Below are 20,792 nucleotides of genomic sequence, written 5' to 3'. Positions count from 1 at the left end.
TATTGAAACTAGCTCCCAATAAGTTAACCTACTATCAACGAGGTAAGAGGGCTATGCAGCTTGTCACGGCTACGTTTTAGATGTCTTTGTCACCCCCTCAGGATCGCAATAGTGGTGTATTTAAATTAAAAATATCGACTAAAGCAATAATTAACAAAACATTGACTAAAGTCAATAATGCTCCTACCAGTAAAAATCTAAAGCTACGTTGTTGCCAAAATTTTCGTGAAAGAGCTAGTATTTTAACCATGTTTAGCTCGATCAACGTTTTTTCTTTTTGGACTTACTTGAGCCGAAACCCTTGGCGGCAGGCTTTTTAGGAATGGACGATCGCTTTTTCTGTTCTTCCAGAGCGATGAGCTTTTCCAAATTATTAATCATCTCCCGAATTGCCAGAATTTTTTCAGAAGGTTTTGGCTTTAACTCCTCTGGTGAAAAATCGGATTCTTGTTTTAGCCCCAAAGATACTTGTGCTGCTGCCCAAGAGCCTGTGCACCACTCATCAAGCTCGCGATTGGTAAATACTTGTTCTATTAGATCTACTGCTTCAACAGCTTTCAATTGAATAAGATTACTCACTAATGTTGAATTGAGATAGTCACCATCCTGAACATGATAATTCTGCAATTGGGTTGTTAGAGAATTGACACAAGCCTCACGACATTCTGGATGAGTTTTACCAATCTCCTCTAATCCATTTGCTAATGTTACTCTTAATCGTTCATCTTGGGTATTATCCGTAAGCACTTGTGTAAATGGGGCGATCACGATCGCCCCAGCATGGCGAACGATCCCGTGAATTTCTTCGTGGAGATAATCATCATTAGGGAACTTTTTTAATTGGTCGATGTAGAGGTTAATTCCTGTTTCTATATCAATCTGAAATACGGCTCTTAGTACATGAATTTCATAGAATGCTATTTCGCTATCATTATCATCATCCACATCATCATCCACGAGTTCATCATCGGAAATAAGGCGAATCAGTTCGGGTAAATCGGCTGTGCTCAGTCCAAATCGGTTTATATAGTCTAACCACTGCTTGTCATTCCAGCTTGTTTGTTCTTCTATATAAATGAGTTTGGCTACAGGGTCTTGATAAGAAGCAATTGTTGACATGGCTCGGATGTATTGATCTAATGTGTTGATATGTTGTATTGAAATTATCGATCACAAACACATAATTTCAAAAAATTTACAGATATCTGACTTTTTTCACCTAATAAAAGTAACTTACAGGTTTACAAAGAAAGACTTGCACTTCAACCCTAACAGTTTCAGTGTTCCTATGTCTAGATGGTCAACTCAGATCTTGCACCAACGACCCAAGAAACAAAATTTAAAGCTCTTGGCTAAATGCTCAAGTCAGTTGTAGTCGAAGCCCACCTCATCACTTTTCAGGTTCGATTGCACAATTTGTTTTTTTCATTACCTTTTTGCATCGATCCTCCCCATAAGCACAGAAGCAAACCGTTAAGCTGACCTATCCATTTTGTGCTTTTGGATAAATGGTGAGAAGATTATTAAGTGTAGAAATTTAGCCACTTAGACATGAAAAAACATCACCATTCCATCTCCATTGCTACAGGGCTAATCGTGGTTGCCTTGAGCGCCTGTTCCTCACCTACAGCCAACGACCTATCCAATAATTTACCAACTACCACCTCCCCCACCTCTAGCCCCACCAACACACCAACCGCAACACCAACGCCGACGGCAGCCAGCCCGACCCCGAATAATGACATTGCTTGGCAAGAATACCAATCGGCGGCGGGAAAATTCAGTTTACAAGTACCAGGCAAGCCTCAAGAGCAATCTCAAGAGCAAAGTACAGAAGCTGGTAAGGTGAAAGTAAATATGGTAATTACGGAGGCAAATAATTCAGGATATTTCGTTGGATATGCTGATGTGCCTGACCAATCGGCTGCGCCTGTAGATATTCAAAAAAGTTTAGCTGAATCAATCAAAAGCTCGGTTACTAATATTAATGGTGAGCTAAAGTCCGACCAAGAATATAAGCTGGGCGCATTTCCTTGCCGAGACTTTGATGCTGCGGGTAAGGTGCAGACAACGGATGTAATTATGAAGGGCAGGTTTTGTATTGCTGAAAACCGAATGTATCAGGTCTTTGCGATCGGATCTAAGGAAAACCTAGAACCTAAAGATGCAGAACGCTTTATTAGTTCTTTCAAAATTAATAACTAATTGATGTTACGTGGAACGCAGAAGCCATTCCACGTAACATCAGGAATTAACACATGGCTTTGCACTTAATAAATTTGGTAAGCGTAACGAAATCCCGCTTGCAAAATTGCTATGCTTCTTCTAACTCATCGTCATCATCATCTTGGGATAACCAATTACATAGCCATAGGAGTAGGGATACGGCAATTACGGAAAAAATTTGCGAACCATCGCCATCATGCCAATATTTGAAAGCGCCATTATCGGCAGAAATGACTACTAATAGAGCAACTCGCATTGAGTTGATGATAAAGGCGATCGCGGCGGCGGCAAAAAACATAATCCACATATGAATTTGTCGGACAGGGAAGACAAGGACAAACATCATGGTGATGCGTAATAGCATTAGAATTGGTGGTAAACCTGCACAGCCTCTAGCCACCTCAACCGCGCCAAACTGACTGATGATTGTTATGCCATTTTGTGATACTTTCGCCCCGCCATACCAAAGCACAGCATTGGCAAATTGGGCGGTAAATACGTTTACGGGAACTACTTTTTCGATCGCTGCAAATAAAAATGTGATAGGGATACCGAGGGTAGCAGCTAGCAGGATTGGTCGCCAATATTGTTTGATGCCTTGCCATCCTGATGCAATTAGAGCGATGCCGACAGTTCCCATGAGAGGGGTGAGAATGAAGAGAATATCGGTGGTGCGGCGCGTTAATAAGCTTTTGATTAATACCCAGATGACTAATAATGATCCTGTGGCGATCGCAGTCGGATTAGCTGTAAATTTGTACTGGCGGCGATCGCGCATCGCTAGAAAAATGGCAACTGACCAAGTGAGGATCTGAATGGCAATTTCATCAACATCTTCTGCCAAACGCACCACTAGGGTGACATTGATCGCAATCAAGCTACACCAAGTTGTGAGCAACCAAAACTCTAATTTCTGAGTGACTTTTTGGAAAGAACTTTGCATCTCGCTAAAGTCTCCTTGCCAAAGGCGATCTAGATTTTTGAGCATGATTTAAGCCTCATCTGGTTTTGGATTTTCACCAATAGTTTGCTGGTATGCATGACAAATATGAAGAATACGAGTTGTTGAGATATCCTGATCCTCCACAATGATAAAAATTACTCGATATGAGTTATTTCCTCGACCATAGAGTAATTGACGCAGCTCTTGATCAAAATACTCATCCTCCCTTGCCAAGGGACAGCGTTTAGGCATTTGAGAAAGAGATTCAGTAGTTAATTATAGCTTTAGATAAATTAAATCAAAGCTCAAACAACTAAAAACCCTGCTTTGCAAGATTTTTAGTTGTTGGGATCTGGAAATTTATAGGATATATAACAGCAAAAATAGAATAATCCAGACGATATCCACAAAGTGCCAATAGACAGAGGCGGCTTCGATGCCAAAGTGACTGGTGTTGCTGTAATGTCCAGCTTTGAGCGATCGCACTAATACGGCGGCAATCAGGGTTAGACCGATGATAACGTGCAGACCATGAAAACCCGTCAGCACATAAAAAGTACTGGCAAATAAATTTGTGGTCAGTCCAAATTCAAGGTGTTGATATTCATAAATTTGCCCTGCGATGAAAACCGCACCCATCACAAAAGTCGCAAGGAACCATAGCTGGGCAGCTCTGACCTTGTTCTCTTTGATGGCGCTGTCCGCTTGATGGATCACAAAGCTGCTGGATACGAGAATGATTGTATTGATGCCTGGTAAGAGCAGTTCTAGCTCAGGTGTGCCTTCGGGTGGCCAAGCGGTGGCGACAGAGCGAAAGGTGAGATAGGCGGCAAATAGCCCGAAAAATAGCATCCCTTCAGAAATTAGGAATACGATTAAGCCAAATACGCGCAGATCGGGATGTTCGGCATGGGCAGTATGGGCATCATGAAGGGCTTCATGACTGGCAGTTTCGAGGTTAGTGGTGGAAGTGGCGATCGATCCTTGCATAGGTCAATTTTGGAGGATATGTGAAATTTTTAATGTGAAATAGCTCATTCTTAGAGCAAAACTAAAAATGGCTTCGCCATTTTTAGTTTTAAAAACCCTTAACGGGTTTGTTTTTTAATTCACAAAAGTGTGACTACACTCTTGTGAATTGTTTTTTAGACGGCGGGTTGAGAATCAGCGATCGCCTGCTGACGGGCAAGGCGATAGTCCTCGCCGTAGTCATAGGGACCTGTGGCTAAGACAGGATCGCCCACCCAATTGTGGGGAATTGGCGGTGAAGCAGTTGTCCATTCTAGGGTCAGCGCATCCCAAGGATTGTCAGGAGCTTGATCGCCCTTAAACCAACTGTAAATAGCATTAATCAAAAAGGGAATTGTGGAAATCGCCAAAACAAATGCGCCGATGGTACAGATCACATTGATTGGTGCAAATTGCGGATCATACTGCGCCACGCGGCGGGGCATTCCTTGCAATCCTAAAATGTGCATGGGGCCAAAGGTGAGATGCATCCCGATGAAGGTCAGCACAAAATGCACTTTGCCCCAAAACTCATTGAGCATGCGCCCTGTCATCTTGGGGAACCAGTGATATAGCCCTGCATAGATGCCAAAGACACTGCCACCAAATAAAACATAGTGGAAATGGGCAACTACAAAATAAGTATCATGGACATGAATATCGATCGGTGCAGAACCGAGCATTACGCCACTTAGTCCTCCGATCAAAAAAGTGGAGATAAAACCCATCGCAAATAGCAAGGGGCTTTCTAAACGCAATTTGCCGCCCCAGAGGGTTGCCACCCAGCTAAACACTTTGATGCCAGTGGGTACTGCCACTAACAGAGTCGCCACCATAAAAAATACACGCAACCAATCGGGAGTGCCGCTAGTAAACATATGGTGCGCCCAAACAAATAGCCCCAAAGCGCAGATCATCATGCTGGAATAGGCGATCGCTTTGTAACCAAAAATGGGTTTGCGGCTATGGGGCGGTAAAACCTCGGAAATAATGCCAAATACGGGCAGAATCATCACATAAACGGCGGGATGGGAATAAAACCAAAATAAGTGCTGATAAACAACAGGATCGCCGCCGCCTGTGGGATTAAAGAAATTTGTGCCAATTAACAGATCAAATCCTAGCAAGACCATTGCGCCAGCGAGAACGGGCGTAGCCAATAACGCTAACACCGATGTTGCCATCATCGCCCAACAAAACAAAGGCATACTAAATAGATCCATTTCTGGCATCCGCATTGACCAGATCGTAACGATGAAGTTTACCGCCGCCAAAATTGATGAGGTTCCCACCAGCAGGATACTGAGAATCCAAATTGCTTGACCAACATGTTCATCAGTGAGGATGCTCAAGGGTGGGTAAGCTGTCCAACCCGTGGAAGCGGGACCTACAAAAAAGCTGCTCATTAGCAGTAGTCCCGCAGGAATTGTCAACCAAAAGGCGATCGCATTCAACCGAGGGAAAGCCATATCCCGCGCCCCGATCATCAATGGCACAAGATAGTTGCCAAAGCCACCAGTCACCGCAGGCACAATCCATAAAAAGATCATCACCGTACCGTGCATTGTAAATAGGCTGTTGTAAAAAGCAGGATCAACCAAGTCAGGATCGGGGGTTGCTAATTCCACACGCACAGCCGAAGCCAGCGCTCCACCAATTAAATAGAAAGTGAAGGAAGTAACCAGATATTGAATCCCAATTACTTTGTGATCAACACTAAAAGTAAAAAATTCCCACCAAGGAGTTTTTGATGGTTCAGATGCAGGGCTTGAGCTTTGGGGTGCTGTCAGGGTTTGGGTCATAGGTAGGTTTAGAGAAGTAAAAAGTAAAAAGTAAAAAGTAAAAAGCTAACTACTTAACCATCGTTGCGACTTTGCCAGCTAGATACTCTTGCTCTGTCATTTGCGAAGTGGGGCGTGCTGCCACGATCGCCTCGGTATCTTTACTGGCAACTTCTTGCTGTTCTCTGAGCCATGCTTCATAGTCTTCGGGTGTATCAATGATCATGGTGGTACGCATACCGCCGTGATAGGAGCCGCAGAGTTCCGCGCAAACAACGGGATATTCACCAACCACACGGGGGGTAAATTCAAGAAACGTTTCACGTCCAGGGAGAACATCTTGTTTGATGCGTAATTGGGGAACCCAAAAGGCATGAATCACATCAATGGCACTCATGTTTAGACGGACTTTTTTACCGACGGGTACATGAAGTTCGGCGGTGGCAATCTCATTGGGATAGTTAAAAATCCAAGCAAATTGCATGGCGCTAACGTTAATCGCCACCACATCTTCACCACCCGTAGGTATAGTTCCCGCCATCAAAACGCCATCACTATTGGCAGATGCTAGGGTTGCCTTAGCCATGGGCATTTGTTGGTGACTATTGTGATCGGCAGCAGCTACAGCATGGTGCATCCCTCCGTGAGCCATGCCATCTAGATTTTGGGAACCCTGCATAGCGGTATAAACGTCAAAGCTATAGATCGCCACCCACATCACAATTACGGTGGGAATTGCTGTCCAGACAATTTCTAGGCTGAGGTTTTCATGGATAGCAGGTCCATCAGCCTCATCGCCCTTACGTTTCCGAAATTTAATCAGGGAATAGATCAAAAATCCTTCGATGATGATGAAAAAGGCAAAGGCGATCGCGAGGATTGTATTAAATAGCCCGTCATAAAGAGTAGCTTCGTCGCCTGCGGCGATCGGTAATAAGCCGTTATTGCGACCATACCAAACACTTGCCGCCGCAATCATGGCAAGAACGACGACAATCGAAATTAGATTATTTTTTTTCATGGTTTGAGGTTGCCCTGTCGTACTATTACGGCAATGTAGTCATTGCCATGTAGATATGAGTCCGTAAAAGTTAGTACGAGTTAGACCAATTACTACAATGTTTCTATATTGCCTCTAATTTCTAGATTCGCTTTGTTTATTAGGGATCTTTTAGCATTTTCTTTGGGATCAAGTCATCTCAATGGTTGGGCGATCGCTTGGGTTTGACTGACTTTGGCATTTTAGGCTGTGCAGTCACCCGTTTTTGCAGTTGCTGCACCTGCTTAAGAGTCAGTCCTGTAAATTGCTTAATCAAATCGACAGAAACGTTCGCCCGCAACATATTGAGTGCGATTTGCTGTGTCGTCTCCGCTTTGCCTTCCAACTTGCCTTCCAATTTGCCTTCCAATTTGCCTTCCAACTTGCCTTCCAACAAAATATCCTGGTAAATCACCGATTCCTTCATGATTTCACTCCTTAGCAGTCTCCGAATGATTTCTTTATTTAAGGCTATGCCCGATATTATAGCTGTTGACGCTGTTAGGTTATTTTGCAACGTTCGATCAGCAATTCTCTCAACCTGCCTTGCTACATCCCTCAATGTCGCTTCGGGGCTATCAGTTTTAGTTAGGACAGCCAAAGGCAGTAAACCAAGATATTGCTGAAAAAGATCAGTTGGTTGTTCCCACAGGCGAATCACATTAAATTCATGGCTTAGTTTTTGGAATTTAAATGTTGTTTGGTATACCAGTGGTGATTTGGTCGGTTTTAAGTAAATGACACATTGGTAAATTTCTCTATGGGGATACTTGCCATGCAGCCTGAGACAGTAGTTTGTCATGCGGTATGGCATATTTTCATCGGTCTGCGTTTGAAACTCCAGATGCAGAATTATTTCTGCTGATTCTAAGAAAATTATAGAATCAGCACGAATAGGCTCGGCGGCAAGCTCCGATGGTTCAATTTTGGTGAGGGATAGGGGTCTGCCCAATAGCCAAAGGGCAAAGTCTTCAGGGAAGTTCTCGGCTAGGAATTTGCAGGTATTGTCATACATTGAGGTTGTTGCTTATGCCATGTTGTAGACTGCTCGTAGCCATAGGCAACTTGCAGCAATACATCCTCCCGCAAGACATTGGCAATCATCTGTAAGCCGATGGGCATTCCTTTGGAGTCAAAGCCACAGGGAATGCTAATTCCAGGTAAACCTGCTAGATTTACAGGGATGGTCATTAAATCGGAAAGATACATTCCTAATGGGTCTTCGGTTTTGCTGCCTGCTGGGAATGCGGTTGTCGGTGCGGTGGGACAGACCAATACATCGACCTTGGCAAAGGCAGCTTGAAAATCTTGCACGATTAGGGTGCGGACTTTTTGGGCTTTGAGGTAGTAAGCATCGTAATAGCCTGCGGAAAGCACATATGTGCCGATCATGATCCGCCGCTTCACCTCTGCGCCAAAACCCTGCTCACGGGTATTTTCATACATACTTAGCAAATTCGCGGCATTGGCATCGCGAAAACCATATTTCACGCCATCGTAACGGGCGAGGTTGGCGGAAGCTTCGGATGGGGCAATAATGTAATAAGTGGGTACGCCATAGCGGAATCGGGGGCAGGAAATTTCATAGACCTCTGCACCCATGTTTTCCATGTGGGCGATCGCCTCTCTCACTGCCTTTTCCACTTCAGGATCTAATCCTTCGCCAAAGGTTTCGGTAATTACACCGATTTTTTTACCCTTGAGGGATTGGGTAAGATCGGGGGTCAGCATTGCCGCATAGTTAGGGATCGCGGTATTGATGCTGGTGGAATCCTTGGGATCGTAACCTGCGATCGCCTCTAGAAAAATTGCCGCATCCTCAACGGTACGGGCGAAAGGTCCAATCTGATCAAGGGAAGAGGCAAAAGCAACCAGTCCAAACCGTGAAACTAGGCCATAGGTGGGTTTCAGCCCGACCACTCCACAAAAAGAGGCAGGTTGTCTAATCGATCCGCCCGTATCGGAACCTGTAGCAATGACACATTCGCCACTGGATACGGCGGCGGCTGATCCCCCTGACGATCCACCTGGTACATAGTCTGTATGCCAAGGGTTAGCGGTGAGGGCGATCGCTGAGTTTTCCGTAGAGCTACCCATGGCAAACTCATCCAAGTTGGTTTTACCCACCATCACCGCCCCCGCCGATCGCAGCTTTGCCGTGATCGTTGCCTCATAGGGCGGCACAAAGTTTTGCAGCATCCTTGAACCGCAGGTGGTGGGCATTCCCTTCACACACATATTGTCCTTGATGCCCATCGGTACACCTGCGAGGAGTGGCAAACTTTCGCCAGAGGCGATCGCGGCATCAATTTCTTTAGCTTGGGCGATCGCCAACTCTGGCGTGACGGTGACAAAACTATGCAGTTTTGGCTCTAGCTGCTCAATGCGATCTAGAAACTCTTGAGCGATCTCCGTTGCCGAGCGTTCTTTCTTAGATAGGGTTTGGCGAATTTGCCCGATAGACATCATATGCAAAGGGGTACTAGTTAGTGACAAGGATTGAGCTTTTCATTTTACATCGCTTACATCGCTTTGCGCTTAAATCCAAGCCACCTAGTTAGCTGACAAATCTTGCTAAAAAGCGGGCAGGATGCCCGCGCTACAAAGATATTCATTTTGTGGGTCAGACATCTTGTCTGACAAAGCTTTGCAATACTTTTGTCAGTCAATCAGCAAAGCCAATAACAGCTTAGATGGTCAAAATTTCTTTTTCCTTGTCAGCCGTAACCTTATCAATATTTTTAACGAATTTGTCAGTTAGTTTATCCACCTGCTCCTGCTGGCTCTTAGAATCATCTTCCGAGATTTCCTTGGCTTTTTCCAGCTTGCGAATGCTATCGATCGCATCGCGGCGCACATTGCGAACTGCCACCTTGCCTTCCTCCGCCAGTTTAGCCACCATTTTCACCAACTCTTTGCGGCGATCGGTCGTCAAAGGCGGGATGTTTAACCGAATACTAGTGCCATCATTATTAGGGGTTAGCCCAATATCAGATTCTGAGATTGCCTTCTCGATCGCCCGCATGGTCGAACGGTCAAAGGGTTGAATCTGCAAGGTGGAAGAGTCAGGCGAAGAAATATTTGCCAAAGCTTTGAGGTGGGTTTCCGCACCATAATATTCCACCGTAATTCGATCCAATAGCGAAGCATTTGCTCGTCCCGTCCGCACAGTATTGAAATTGTGCTGGGTCGCATCTACAGCCTTCTGCATTCGCGCCTCAACATCAGCTAATTTCACAGGAACCTCCAACATAAGTACCAATCGATTCTCCCATGACAACGCGACGAATGTTACCTGTAACACCGAGATCAAACACAATGATCGGAATACCATTTTCTTTGCACAATGCAAAAGCGGTTGCATCCATCACCCGTAAATCATGGATCAAGGCATGGTCAAAGCTAACTGTATTAAAGCGCTTTGCCTGAGGATTTTTTTCAGGATCGCTATCATAAATACCATCAACGCGGGTTGCCTTGAGGATAACCTCGGCATTGATTTCGGCTCCGCGTAAAGCTGCCGTCGTGTCAGTGGTGAAATAAGGGTTGCCTGAGCCAGCGCCAAAAATAACCACCCGATTGTTTTCAAGGTGGCGAATGGCACGGCGGCGAATATAGGGTTCAGCGATCTCTTGCATGGCGATCGCTGACATGACTCTAGTCTGGATGGGGTCATCTAAATGTTCTAAGGCATCCTGCAAGGTTAAGGCGTTCATAACCGTGGCGATCATGCCAATGTAGTCGGCTGTTGCCCGATCCATGCCCTTAGCCGCACCATTAATACCGCGAAAGATATTGCCGCCCCCAACCACGATCGCCACTTCAATGCCATCATGGACAATTTCGGCAATTTGCAAAGCAATATCTTGAACCACTTCAGGATCGATCCCAAAACTGCGATCGCCCATCAACGACTCACCGCTAAGCTTCAATAAAATACGCTTGTATTTAGATTTTTCGGTCTTAATCACCAAATTTTCTTCCAAACTTTCTGTCAAATCTTCTAACTGATTTTCTGCCTTAATAGTTATTACGTTCATGTTTCATTCCTTATATATTCTATTTACTGACTGAGGGAAAATACTGGGAAAAATAGATTTCACGATTTGCCGATCACGTTAGTCATGCTTATTGCATTAATTCTTCCTTACCCAATCAAGACGTACCCTCATATCGTCAGTGTTTCTTAATTTAGGCTTTTAAGTTAAATGGCTGATTTGCGGCGAGCGATCATCATCGACAGCTTGCAAAGATGCATTCGCAAAATCCGTGCCATTGAGATTTGCGCCATTGAGATTCGTTCTTGATAGAAATGCACCCTGAAAATAAGCTTTGTAGCAATTAGACTTACTCAGGTTAGCGCCATCTAGCCTTGCCCGACCTAGCTGAGCATCAATCAAAAAAGCCGCATTCAGATCCGCATCCTGCAAATTAGCATCATTGAGATTAGCATTACTTAAGTTTGCGCCACTCAAATCTGCCCTACATAGCAAAGCATCACTGAGGTTGACCCCATAAAGATTTGCCCGCGAAAGATCCGCCGCCGTTAGATTTGCTTGACTGAGATTTGCTTCACTGAAACTTGCCCCGCTCAGGTTTGCACCCTCCAGATTGGCTCCGCTTAATTTTGCGCCATCAAAATTTGCTCCTTTTAAAAATGCCTCTGAGAGATTTGCGCCCTCTAGATTGGCTCCAACCAAAGATACACAACTTAAATTGGCTCCTGCCAAGTCGGCATTAACCAAACTTACAGCATTTAAATTAGCGCCAGTTAGGTCAGCATCCCTTAAATTAGCTCGCTCCAACCTAGCACCATGCAAATCAGCCTTAATCAGACTAGCACCATTTAGATTCGCCTCACAGAGATTTACGTCACTCAAACTTGCCCGATATAGCACCGCCGTATTGAGATTAACATTGTATAGATTCGCCTCGTTGAGCGTACTACAGGATAGATTAACTTCCCTCAGATCGGCATTGGTAAGATCGATCGCCGTTAGCCCCAGACCACTCAGATTTTCCTGACTGAGATCAACATCACTAAAATCTCGAAAACCTTGATTGTAGCGATCGATTAGTTCTCTAGCTTTCATCACTCTTCAGCACCATATTTTTGTTAATTACCTAGTCAAGACCTAGTACAAGCAGCAAAAGTAGCAATACTATTTTGGGTGCTTGTATTACTTATCCGTTGGCAAGATTGCCCCTGTCAAATTTGCCCCGTCTAAATTTGTCCATAACATAAATGCCCCTTTGAGGTTAGTCCATAACATAAATGCACCCTTGAGATTTGCCCCTGTCAAACTTGCCTTGCTAAGGTTAGCGCGATTTAGATTTGCATGGCTCAAGCTTGCGCCATTGAGAACCGCCTCATCTAAATTAGCCCCTGTTAGGTTGGCTTCATTCAAAATGGCATTATGTAAGTTGGTGCGAATTAAATAAGCACCTCGCAGATCGACATTGCTCAAATCAGCGCTGCTCAAGTTTGCACCCATGAGATTTGCACCACTAAGGTTTGCGCCACTAAGGTTGGCATTAGAGAGATTGACCCCATTTAGATTTGCACCACTGAGATTTGCCTTCATTAAAAATGCGCCCGTGAGGTTTGTCCAACTGAGGTCAGCTTCGCTCAGATTAGCCTCGTTGAGATTTGCCCAACTGAGATCTGAGCCGACTAAATTGGCTTTTTCAAGATTAGTGCCGAGCAAATTTGCCCAGCCTAAATTGGCGCGGCTCAGGGAGCCATTGCTTAAGTTGGCATGCACTAGATCCACAGCATTGAGGTTTGCGCCATTGAGAATTGCACCATGCAGATCCACATCTTGCAGTTCTGCGCCTGTGAGATTTGCCTCTGTGAGATCGACATTGGTCAGGCAAGCTTGGCTAAGATTTGCGCCACTGAGATTTGCCTTGATCATCAGAGCGCCCGTAAAGTCAGATTCACTGAGATCTGCGCCTAGCAAACTAGATTCAATGAAAAATGTGCCATTTAATTTGGCATGACTGAGGTTGGCTCCATTTAGGCAAGCGCCTGTGAGGGTAGCAAGACTGAGATCGGTGTTGATTAAACTGGCACTGGTGAGATTAGCGGAGTTGAGGTTTGCCGCCACTAGATAAGCATCATTGAGGCAAGCCCTTTGTAAGTCTGCCCTGATTAAAAATGCTGAGGAGAGATTTGCTTCTGCCAGATTTGCTTCGACAAGGTTGGCTCGGTTGAGTTCGGCTCCATGGAGAAACGCCCCCGTCAAGTTAGCTTTGGATAGTATGGCTTCGGCAAGCTTGGCATTGCTCAAGTTGACACGCTTGAGGTCGGCTCCCTTAAGATTGATCCCTTCGAGGCTTGACTTTGTAAGATTTGCTTTAGTAAATTCGGTAAGATTCACGCTTGTCTCTCTATGTTTTTTAATAAATTTTCTTAGTGGATTGTTTGAAATGACTTTTGAGTTGCCTTATGCTGCTAGCTGCGTTTTATGCGTTACGTATAAAGAAGTTTTTTGAGCGTTAAAATGTTCCTATAACTACAAATATTTTTATGGTTTTAGTTTTTTACCTAAGACTTAGTGATGCTAATTTGTGTATAAAGGCTGATGTTGGTTTCTCTGTAATTGCCTGTGGTTGATTCCAGTTTGATTGTATTTTGGTTGATTTTTTGAGTGCAGTCTGTTGAGATTTTGAGTAATATGGACAAATTTTTATAATCAGCCCTCAGTGCCAGTTTTAAAAATTTATCTGGGTTTTAGGTCAGTGCAAGGATCTGTAAGTACGGAAGCGTCTCAATTTCCGAGTTGGTGCTAGATCTAAGAATGACTAAAATTAAGACTGAGTTAATCGCCTAATTGACGATCTGGTTGATTTTTATTAACTACAAGCTTATTTGCATGGTTGCTTTGATGTGTTAATGAATCTTTAAAGTTGTTAGTAACTTTATATAGTTTGAGCAACTTCTAACTATAGAATACATGAGGAAATTGATGATGCGATCGCCTTGCAATATTTGGCTTAGATCAATCGGGTTTAATTGGCAGTTTTAACTAAAAGAATTGGGACGCATGGATAGTACCGCAGGTTTGACACAGAAATTAGGAACAGAGACAGGATCTGAGGATCGGCGTAACTGGGGGAAGGTCTATCTGGTGGGGGCGGGGCCGGGTGATGCTGGCTTGATGACGCTTAAGGGTAAGGCATTGCTAGAAACCTGTGATGTGGTTTTGTATGATGCTTTGGTAAGTGATGAAATTTTGGCGATGATCAATCCGATCGCCGAGAAAATCCATGCGGGTAAGCGGCGCGGTAAGCATTCGTTATTGCAGGAAGAAACCACGCAGCTATTAATTGAGAAGGTCAAGCATTATGCGAGCGTGGTACGCCTCAAGGGGGGTGATCCCTTTATCTTTGGGCGGGGCGGTGAGGAGTTGGCGGATTTGCGCTCGCATGGCATTGAGGTGGAGGTAGTACCTGGGATTACCTCTGGCATTGCTGCCCCTGCCTATGCCAATATTCCCCTGACCCATCGGGACTTTAGTTCTTCGGTAATTTTTGTGACGGGGCATGAGTCGGCGGGTAAATATCGCCCACAAATTAATTGGGCGGCGATCGCCTTGGCAGCAGAAACGATCGTGGTTTATATGGGGCTATACAATTTAAGTGAGATCGTGCCTAAATTAATCGCAGCAGGTTTGCCAGAATCTACGCCTGTGGCATTGATTAGGCAGGGGACTCGCCCTGACCAGTCAGAATTGATGGGCTGCTTGGGCAATATTGTGGAGCTAGTGCAGTCTGAGCAGTTTACACCGCCAGCGATCGCGGTAATTGGTAATGTGGTAAATTTTCGGTTAAGTTGGCAAATAAATTCTGAACTCAGTCCCCTGTCCTAACTGCGAATGGCATTCTAATTTGCCATGATGTTTTTCGACCACAATCTGATAACTAATGGATAGCCCTAAGCCTGTGCCTTTGCCCACGGGCTTAGTGGTAAAAAATGGATCAAATAGTTTATGTCTAATTTCTTCAGGAATGCCCTGCCCATTGTCGGTTATACGGATCAATACCATTGGGGAAGAATTTTCGTTTGTTGATGGTATGAGTTCAGTAATAATTTTAATCTCACCTTTAATTTCACCTTTAATTTCACTTTCTTGGGGCGCGTCTGGAGAACCCATTGTAGGTTGTTCATCGATCGCATCGATCGCATTACTGATGATATTCATAAATACTTGATTGATCTGCCCAGCATAGGCGGGAATGACTGGGATCTTGCCATATTGCTTGTTTAAGGAAATGCTGGGGCGATCGCCATAGGCTTTGAAACGGTTTTGTAAAATTAGTAATGTACTGTCAAGTCCTTCATGAACATCAAAGGGTTTGCTGCCTTCTTGATCGGTGCGGGAAAAATTGCGAAGGGAAAGCACAATCTGGCGAATGCGCTCTGTGCCGATCTTCATTGATTCCAGCATCTTGGGCAGATCTTGCTGCAAAAAATCAAAATCGATTTCATGGAGAAAATCGGTAATATTAGCAATGGGTTCGGGATAATGCGCTTGGTAAAGGGCGATCGCTTGCAGCAAATACTGCACTGATCGGCTAGTGTGATTAAGATTGCCATAGATGAAATTTACAGGGTTGTTGATTTCATGGGCAACTCCTGCCACAAGCTGACCAAGGCTAGACATTTTTTCAGTTTGAATAAGTTGGCTCTGGGTTTTTTGGAGATCAGCAAGGGCAGTTTCTAACTGTTGTTTCTGGGCATAGACCTGTGCCGCGTTAGCATGAACCGAATCAAAAATCTCCGCTTGGTCAACCGCGATCGCCAATTGATTTGCCACAGCTTGCAATAGTTCCACCTCATCGGCTGTCCAAGGGCGACTACCTTGGCAATGTGCCGCCACGATCACCCCCAATTTTTGCGATCGGGTTTTGATCGGCACAAGCAATTGCGATGTAAATCCTAGGCTTGCGAGCAGGTCGCGGCTATCATCGTCTAAATCAGCATCGGTATAAATGCTTGAAACTTGGACGATCTCTTGTTTGAGGAGGCGATCGCCTAAGTGCTTTAGCTGTGATAGGGGATAGCTGCGGGTATGTGCCATGAGTGTCTTGCTAGTGGCAAAATGCGCCAGTTTAAATTGGGGTGCATCCCCCCCTGATATGGGATTAAATTCAGGATTAAATTCGGAATTAAATTCAGGATCGGACAGATGCCAGAAAAAACTGCATAGATCAATTTGCAAAAGATCCTGTACTTCATTAACTGCCGTTGCCAAAATTGTATTGAGATCGAGGGAGTCACGAATTTGACTAGCAAGGCGGCGGTTCAGCATTTCTTCGCGTCTGACCAATTGTTTATAGCTTTGACGCGATCGCTCCAACTCCCTCTCGGCACGGCGGCGCTCCCACTGTGCCAACTTGCGATCGCTAATATCATGGGCAACAATCACAATGCTCTGCACCCGACCATTGGCATCACGCATCACATTCCCCGAAGACTCCAATATGCGCCAACTCCCATCCCGATGCTGCATTCGATATTCCAAAACCTTGCCCACCCCTGTTAAGAGCGTTTCTTCCGCCGCTCTCAATACTTTCTCCTGATCTTCAGGGTGAATTTTGTCATACGCCCATGTGCCTTGCAATTCTTCGGGAGTATAGCCCAACACCTTTTGGTAGGAGGGACTATTGTAAATGCGATAGCCCTTAGCATCTACCACCGCGATCAAATCTGCCACGCTTGCCATAATCGACCTGAATAGACGATCTTGGCATAATGTCGATAGGTCAGAGGTTACGGAAAAGAGATCGGCATTTGTCATAACAAAACCTGAACTGTCACTAAGTTTTTAGGTGGTCTTGGGGTCAGTCTAAGGTTGAGAGCCAACTTGCAAAGAGATTGCTGATGCCACTATTTCATAAATGTTTCTGGGTTTTAATTCAGCCCAATGCGCTGTAGCATCATAGTTAGCTAACTTAATTCTGGATGCAATGTTGATCCCTAATCTTAAACATCACGATCGCAGTCCCGATCATAATCCAAATCATAATCTTGATTATATGATCGCCCACTTTATGCAATCTCTATCTACGATCAGCAATGGGTTATTGACTATGGCGATCGCCATGATGATCACCATCAGCCTCAGCCTTAGTTTGGCGATCGCCCCTGCGGTAGCCGCACTTCCCACTAAAAGCGCGATCAAAGATGCAAGGATCATTCTCCGAAATGCCCTCCCCATCGACAATGAGTCTCTGCGTGATATCCAACGTACCTTAGAGCAGATGCCTCGCCAAGTTAATCTTAAGCGCTGGAGTAGCCTCAAAAGAGATATTGAGACAATTAATAAAAATCTTGTCCGAAATCAGGCATCCGTAATTAGTGAGGCCGTCAGCGATCGCCGCGATCTAATTACTGCCCATCTTACGAGTCTTACGAACTCCCTTGTGCCATTGCAAGAGGCGATCGAAATTAAGGATCGCAATAGCATTAAAGCACTCTCAGAAAAAGCCCTTGACTATGTGGGTTTAATCGAAGCCGATCTAATTGCCAGTTTTCCATACGAAGTCCCCGCTAAATACGCCCAACTGCCACAACTCAAGGGTCGCGCCCTTGTTGAGCTAGTCACCGAAAAAGGGAATGCGATCATTACTGTTGATGGTTACAGCGCCCCAGTAAATGCTGGTCAATTTATTGACTTGGTACAGAAAGGCTTTTATGACGGATTAACCTTTACTCGTGCCGATGAAAATTATTATTTGCAAACGGGTGATCCTGAAGGCGAGATCGATGGTTACATCGATCCACAAACAGGCAAAGAGCGCAACGTGCCTATGGAGGTACTCCTTCCTGATCAAAAAGTACCCCTCTATGGCAAAACCTTTGAAGAAATGGGGCTAACAGGCACGTTACCCGTACTGCCTTTCGCCGCTTTTGGTACAGTGGCAATGGCACATCCCGCCGATGCCAATGCAGGATCATCGCAATTTTTTATCTACCTATTTGAATCTGAACTAACTCCCGCAGGGTTAAATTTGCTAGATGGCAACTACACCGTGTTTGGTTACGTCACTGATGGCAAGGAAACTTTGGATAAACTAAGACTAGGGGACAAAGTTTTGTCCGCTAAGGTAATTAGTGGAGCCGAAAATTTGGTTAATGCTACAGCCCCCTAAATATTAAGTATTAAGTGTCGCTGCTAACTGTCGCGGCGCGGCGGCGACACTTGTATTCGGATTTTTGCAAAACTAGTGATCGCTATACAAAAAAATGAGGATCGACATTATTCATGGGTAATTCTCGCTCCGAACCCTATGTGTTGAGTTTGCCAAACCCTAGCAGTGCCATGTGCCTTGCAGGAATGCGCGAGGAAAATATTAAAACTATTGCCGAGATTACAGGGGCGCGGTTGGTATTGCGCGGTCAAGATCTGTTAATTGATGGCAATCAGGAACAAATCGATCGCTGTGAGCAGATCATCAAGGCATTACAACCCCTCTGGAATCATGAAAAAACGATCGCCTCTGTCGATATTCAAGCCGCCTGTGAAGCGATCGCCGAATCCCGTGAAAGTGCATGGCGCGATCGGGCAACCATTTCGCGCAATCGGCGGGGCGACTCCATCCAAACCCGCACATACCGTCAGCAGCAATATGTGCAGGCAATGGAAACCCACGATCTAGTTTTTGGCGTAGGACCTGCGGGGACAGGTAAAACTTACTTAGCCGCCGTTGCCGCCGTTAATGCCCTGCAAAGTCATAAATTTGAACGGATTATTTTAACGCGCCCTGCGGTGGAGGCAGGCGAGAGCTTAGGCTTCTTACCAGGGGATTTGCAGCAAAAAATCGACCCCTATCTGCGCCCCCTTTACGATGCGATGCACGAAATGATCGGTGCTGACAAAGTGCCACAACTAATGGAGCGCGGCATCATTGAAGTTGCCCCCCTTGCCTATATGCGGGGGCGCACCCTCAGCAATTCCTTCATTATTGTCGATGAAGCCCAAAATACAACGGCGGCACAAATGAAAATGGTACTAACCCGCCTCGGCTTCCGATCGCGCATGGTGGTCACAGGCGACATCACCCAAATTGACCTACCCCGCCATCAAAAATCTGGGTTAATCATTGCCATGAATATACTTAAAGGTGTGCAAGGCGTTTCCTTTAACCTATTTGATAAGACTGATGTGGTGCGCCATCCTCTCGTTCACAACATCATTGCCGCCTACGAAAATGCCGAAGCCGAACAACAATAATTACGGCGCGAATTACGGCGCGATGTGTCGTAATTATTGCTTTAGAAAACCAACTTAAAAATCAACTTAAAAATTAATATGCAAATCACTGTTAAATTATTTGCGATTTTTCAAGAGGCTTTTGGTGCAGAAGAGATGCAGATGGAGCTAGAGCCAAATGCGAGAATTTCGCAGGTATTCGATCGCCTAGTCACAATGCAGCCACAATTGGCAGAATGGCGATCGCTAACCCGCTATGCTCTCAACCTAGAATTTGTCGAACCTGATACAGCTTTACCAGATCGCCCCATAGAAGTCGCCCTCATCCCCCCTGTCAGTGGTGGCTAGTTAACTAACCAGTCAATGCAGTAAATAACTAGCCCTGAGCCGACCAATCTAGCAGTCCCGAAAATTGGTGTAGATCAATAAAACTAAGCTGCAACAAAATCATCAGCAAAGGTCCTTCCTGTCGCTCTTGCCAACGTTTGGCGACAGCAAGTTGCTCGCGATCAACAACTGACGCATCTAATAGGTGTCTCTCTAAATCTTCTTGATGACTAACGAACGTATATGTCTGGGATTGATAACTCATGGAAGTCAAACAACTTTTTAAGCAATTTGGATTAATAGCGTAGCGCACCTTACCACATCTATCAACGTTCGTCAAAAATATTTTTTAGCTTAATACTCAAAGATAGTCCCCCATCAACTCGCCTTTATTAATGTGAAAATTGCGCTAAAATCGTCTTCAGTCATAACTTTAGTAAAACCAAACCATGTCCCCAGAATCACCTAACCAAGAACCTAAAGAGCAGAAAACAAACCGTGACACTTCCATCATCCTATCGCGATCGCAGGTCTTGATCGCGATGGCAGTCACCGCCGTGATTTTGTTCGCAATTTCTAAGGGTTGGACTTATGTAACGGGTGTGGCGATGGTGTCACTGTATTGGGATAACCAGCACGCTGCGATGGGAGTTGGCATTGGTTTGGGTGTAGCCCTGTTGAGTAGTTTGCTCTATGACCTTTGGGAAAGCTATCGCCTGGCGGCTCAAGAATATTTAGAAATGGTAATTACGCCCCTAGTACCTTTAGATCTAGTTTGGCTAGGTCTTTTGCCAGGGTTGAGTGAAGAGATGCTATTTCGGGGGGCGGCACTGCCTAACCTTGGCATGAATGGCATTGCTGTAATTATTACTAGCATTGTTTTTGGCTTGCTGCATATGGCAAGCATTAAATATTTCTCCTATGCTTTTTGGGCGATCGCGGTGGGCATGATGTTTGGGGCTGTAACTATCTATACCGACAATTTGCTAACAGCAATCGTGGCGCATACGCTTACCAATACCCTTTCAGGGGTGATTTGGAAATGGAAGCACCGCAGTTTAGCTAGTTAAGAAACCATTTAAGAATTGTCTAGATCCCCCCAGCCCCCCCTTACGAAAGGGGGGAGAATATGATATTTATTTTCTTGGGAGCATCCCAAGTTTGCGCTAAGTAGAAATACTTAGCGATGGGGAATTATTAAGAAAAGCTGTACGCAAACGTAAGATCTTTGGAACATTGCATGGATT

20 protein-coding genes are annotated in these 20,792 nt (G+C 44.9%); 6 read left to right on the top strand and 14 right to left on the bottom strand.

The window, feature by feature from the left end:
- Positions 1–261: 261 nt before the first annotated feature.
- On the bottom strand, positions 262–1,119 hold the full coding sequence (locus H6F44_RS18530) for a hypothetical protein (RefSeq protein WP_190352511.1): 858 nt from the start codon (positions 1,117–1,119) through the stop codon (positions 262–264).
- A 432-nt stretch (positions 1,120–1,551) separates the two neighbouring features.
- Between H6F44_RS18530 and H6F44_RS18525 the strand changes: the two genes are divergently transcribed.
- A complete protein-coding gene (locus H6F44_RS18525; protein ID WP_190352510.1) occupies positions 1,552–2,205 on the top strand; it encodes a hypothetical protein in 654 nt (217 codons plus the stop codon).
- Positions 2,206–2,314: 109 nt separating this feature from the next.
- Here H6F44_RS18525 and crtA read toward each other — a convergent pair whose 3' ends face one another.
- From crtA to H6F44_RS23825, 11 genes are all read right to left on the bottom strand, one after another.
- Positions 2,315–3,214, bottom strand: coding sequence for a cyanoexosortase A (crtA, locus tag H6F44_RS18520; RefSeq protein WP_190352509.1), 900 nt, complete (start codon positions 3,212–3,214; stop codon positions 2,315–2,317).
- Positions 3,215–3,217: 3 nt separating this feature from the next.
- Positions 3,218–3,421 carry a hypothetical protein gene (locus H6F44_RS18515; protein WP_199302192.1) on the bottom strand — a complete coding sequence of 68 codons (204 nt, stop codon included), beginning with the start codon at positions 3,419–3,421 and terminating at the stop codon, positions 3,218–3,220.
- 108 nt (positions 3,422–3,529) lie between these two features.
- Complete coding sequence (locus H6F44_RS18510; RefSeq protein ID WP_190352508.1) at positions 3,530–4,159, bottom strand: cytochrome c oxidase subunit 3; 630 nt, start codon at positions 4,157–4,159, stop codon at positions 3,530–3,532.
- Positions 4,160–4,314: 155 nt separating this feature from the next.
- Positions 4,315–5,979 carry a cytochrome c oxidase subunit I gene (ctaD, locus tag H6F44_RS18505; RefSeq protein WP_190352507.1) on the bottom strand — a complete coding sequence of 555 codons (1,665 nt, stop codon included), beginning with the start codon at positions 5,977–5,979 and terminating at the stop codon, positions 4,315–4,317.
- Between the two features lie 49 nt (positions 5,980–6,028).
- Complete coding sequence (locus H6F44_RS18500; protein ID WP_190352506.1) at positions 6,029–6,979, bottom strand: cytochrome c oxidase subunit II; 951 nt, start codon at positions 6,977–6,979, stop codon at positions 6,029–6,031.
- 178 nt (positions 6,980–7,157) lie between these two features.
- Complete coding sequence (locus H6F44_RS18495) at positions 7,158–8,012, bottom strand: Rpn family recombination-promoting nuclease/putative transposase (RefSeq protein ID WP_190352505.1); 855 nt, start codon at positions 8,010–8,012, stop codon at positions 7,158–7,160.
- Complete coding sequence (gatA, locus tag H6F44_RS18490) at positions 7,985–9,466, bottom strand: Asp-tRNA(Asn)/Glu-tRNA(Gln) amidotransferase subunit GatA (protein ID WP_190352504.1); 1,482 nt, start codon at positions 9,464–9,466, stop codon at positions 7,985–7,987. The genes H6F44_RS18495 and gatA overlap by 28 nt, the downstream gene beginning before the upstream one ends.
- A 220-nt stretch (positions 9,467–9,686) precedes the next feature.
- Positions 9,687–10,235, bottom strand: a complete 549-nt coding sequence (gene frr / locus H6F44_RS18485; protein WP_190352503.1) for a ribosome recycling factor — start codon at positions 10,233–10,235, stop codon at positions 9,687–9,689.
- Positions 10,222–11,037, bottom strand: a complete 816-nt coding sequence (gene pyrH / locus H6F44_RS18480; RefSeq protein ID WP_277874136.1) for a UMP kinase — start codon at positions 11,035–11,037, stop codon at positions 10,222–10,224. The genes frr and pyrH overlap by 14 nt, the downstream gene beginning before the upstream one ends.
- Positions 11,038–11,196: 159 nt before the next feature.
- On the bottom strand, positions 11,197–12,090 hold the full coding sequence (locus H6F44_RS18475; RefSeq protein WP_190352502.1) for a pentapeptide repeat-containing protein: 894 nt from the start codon (positions 12,088–12,090) through the stop codon (positions 11,197–11,199).
- Positions 12,091–12,177: 87 nt separating this feature from the next.
- Positions 12,178–13,380, bottom strand: coding sequence for a pentapeptide repeat-containing protein (locus tag H6F44_RS23825; protein ID WP_190352501.1), 1,203 nt, complete (start codon positions 13,378–13,380; stop codon positions 12,178–12,180).
- Between the two features lie 666 nt (positions 13,381–14,046).
- On the opposite strand from H6F44_RS23825, the gene cobA reads away from it, so the two are divergent.
- A complete protein-coding gene (cobA, locus tag H6F44_RS18465; protein ID WP_190352500.1) occupies positions 14,047–14,871 on the top strand; it encodes a uroporphyrinogen-III C-methyltransferase in 825 nt (274 codons plus the stop codon).
- Here the strand turns inward: cobA and H6F44_RS18460 are convergent.
- A complete protein-coding gene (locus H6F44_RS18460; RefSeq protein ID WP_190352499.1) occupies positions 14,830–16,803 on the bottom strand; it encodes an ATP-binding protein in 1,974 nt (657 codons plus the stop codon). The two genes, cobA and H6F44_RS18460, sit on opposite strands and share 42 nt — an antisense overlap.
- 169 nt (positions 16,804–16,972) lie before the next feature.
- Here H6F44_RS18460 and H6F44_RS18455 point away from each other — a divergent pair, with 169 nt between their 5' ends.
- From H6F44_RS18455 to H6F44_RS18445, 3 genes are all read left to right on the top strand, one after another.
- On the top strand, positions 16,973–18,157 hold the full coding sequence (locus H6F44_RS18455; RefSeq protein ID WP_242016643.1) for a peptidylprolyl isomerase: 1,185 nt from the start codon (positions 16,973–16,975) through the stop codon (positions 18,155–18,157).
- Between the two features lie 113 nt (positions 18,158–18,270).
- Positions 18,271–19,239: a PhoH family protein gene (locus tag H6F44_RS18450; protein ID WP_190352498.1), complete on the top strand. Its 969-nt coding sequence runs from the start codon at positions 18,271–18,273 to the stop codon at positions 19,237–19,239.
- Between the two features lie 78 nt (positions 19,240–19,317).
- Positions 19,318–19,566: a MoaD/ThiS family protein gene (locus tag H6F44_RS18445; RefSeq protein WP_190352497.1), complete on the top strand. Its 249-nt coding sequence runs from the start codon at positions 19,318–19,320 to the stop codon at positions 19,564–19,566.
- A gap of 28 nt (positions 19,567–19,594) precedes the next feature.
- On the opposite strand, the gene H6F44_RS18440 is transcribed toward H6F44_RS18445, so the two are convergent.
- Positions 19,595–19,810: a DUF2949 domain-containing protein gene (locus tag H6F44_RS18440; protein ID WP_190352496.1), complete on the bottom strand. Its 216-nt coding sequence runs from the start codon at positions 19,808–19,810 to the stop codon at positions 19,595–19,597.
- A gap of 184 nt (positions 19,811–19,994) precedes the next feature.
- Between H6F44_RS18440 and H6F44_RS18435 the strand changes: the two genes are divergently transcribed.
- Positions 19,995–20,615: a CPBP family intramembrane glutamic endopeptidase gene (locus H6F44_RS18435; RefSeq protein ID WP_190352495.1), complete on the top strand. Its 621-nt coding sequence runs from the start codon at positions 19,995–19,997 to the stop codon at positions 20,613–20,615.
- Positions 20,616–20,792: the final 177 nt, after the last annotated feature.

This window comes from Pseudanabaena cinerea FACHB-1277, assembly GCF_014696345.1.
Taxonomy (GTDB): Bacteria; Cyanobacteriota; Cyanobacteriia; order Pseudanabaenales; family Pseudanabaenaceae; genus Pseudanabaena; species Pseudanabaena cinerea.
This window is presented reverse-complemented; position numbering and strand designations above follow the sequence as displayed.

Excerpts from the sequence above, each read along its gene's own strand:
- H6F44_RS18530 (WP_190352511.1), bottom strand. The coding sequence starts at position 1,119 with ATGTCAACAATTGCTTCTTATCAAGACCCTGTAGCCAAACTCATTTAT.
- H6F44_RS18525 (WP_190352510.1), top strand. The coding sequence starts at position 1,552 with ATGAAAAAACATCACCATTCCATCTCCATTGCTACAGGGCTAATCGTG.
- crtA (WP_190352509.1), bottom strand. The coding sequence starts at position 3,214 with ATGCTCAAAAATCTAGATCGCCTTTGGCAAGGAGACTTTAGCGAGATG.
- H6F44_RS18515 (WP_199302192.1), bottom strand. The coding sequence starts at position 3,421 with ATGCCTAAACGCTGTCCCTTGGCAAGGGAGGATGAGTATTTTGATCAA.
- H6F44_RS18510 (WP_190352508.1), bottom strand. The coding sequence starts at position 4,159 with ATGCAAGGATCGATCGCCACTTCCACCACTAACCTCGAAACTGCCAGT.
- ctaD (WP_190352507.1), bottom strand. The coding sequence starts at position 5,979 with ATGACCCAAACCCTGACAGCACCCCAAAGCTCAAGCCCTGCATCTGAA.
- H6F44_RS18500 (WP_190352506.1), bottom strand. The coding sequence starts at position 6,979 with ATGAAAAAAAATAATCTAATTTCGATTGTCGTCGTTCTTGCCATGATT.
- H6F44_RS18495 (WP_190352505.1), bottom strand. The coding sequence starts at position 8,012 with ATGTATGACAATACCTGCAAATTCCTAGCCGAGAACTTCCCTGAAGAC.
- gatA (WP_190352504.1), bottom strand. The coding sequence starts at position 9,466 with ATGATGTCTATCGGGCAAATTCGCCAAACCCTATCTAAGAAAGAACGC.
- pyrH (WP_277874136.1), bottom strand. The coding sequence starts at position 11,037 with ATGAACGTAATAACTATTAAGGCAGAAAATCAGTTAGAAGATTTGACA.
- H6F44_RS18475 (WP_190352502.1), bottom strand. The coding sequence starts at position 12,090 with ATGAAAGCTAGAGAACTAATCGATCGCTACAATCAAGGTTTTCGAGAT.
- cobA (WP_190352500.1), top strand. The coding sequence starts at position 14,047 with ATGGATAGTACCGCAGGTTTGACACAGAAATTAGGAACAGAGACAGGA.
- H6F44_RS18460 (WP_190352499.1), bottom strand. The coding sequence starts at position 16,803 with ATGACAAATGCCGATCTCTTTTCCGTAACCTCTGACCTATCGACATTA.
- H6F44_RS18455 (WP_242016643.1), top strand. The coding sequence starts at position 16,973 with ATGTTGATCCCTAATCTTAAACATCACGATCGCAGTCCCGATCATAAT.
- H6F44_RS18450 (WP_190352498.1), top strand. The coding sequence starts at position 18,271 with ATGGGTAATTCTCGCTCCGAACCCTATGTGTTGAGTTTGCCAAACCCT.
- H6F44_RS18445 (WP_190352497.1), top strand. The coding sequence starts at position 19,318 with ATGCAAATCACTGTTAAATTATTTGCGATTTTTCAAGAGGCTTTTGGT.
- H6F44_RS18440 (WP_190352496.1), bottom strand. The coding sequence starts at position 19,810 with ATGAGTTATCAATCCCAGACATATACGTTCGTTAGTCATCAAGAAGAT.
- H6F44_RS18435 (WP_190352495.1), top strand. The coding sequence starts at position 19,995 with ATGTCCCCAGAATCACCTAACCAAGAACCTAAAGAGCAGAAAACAAAC.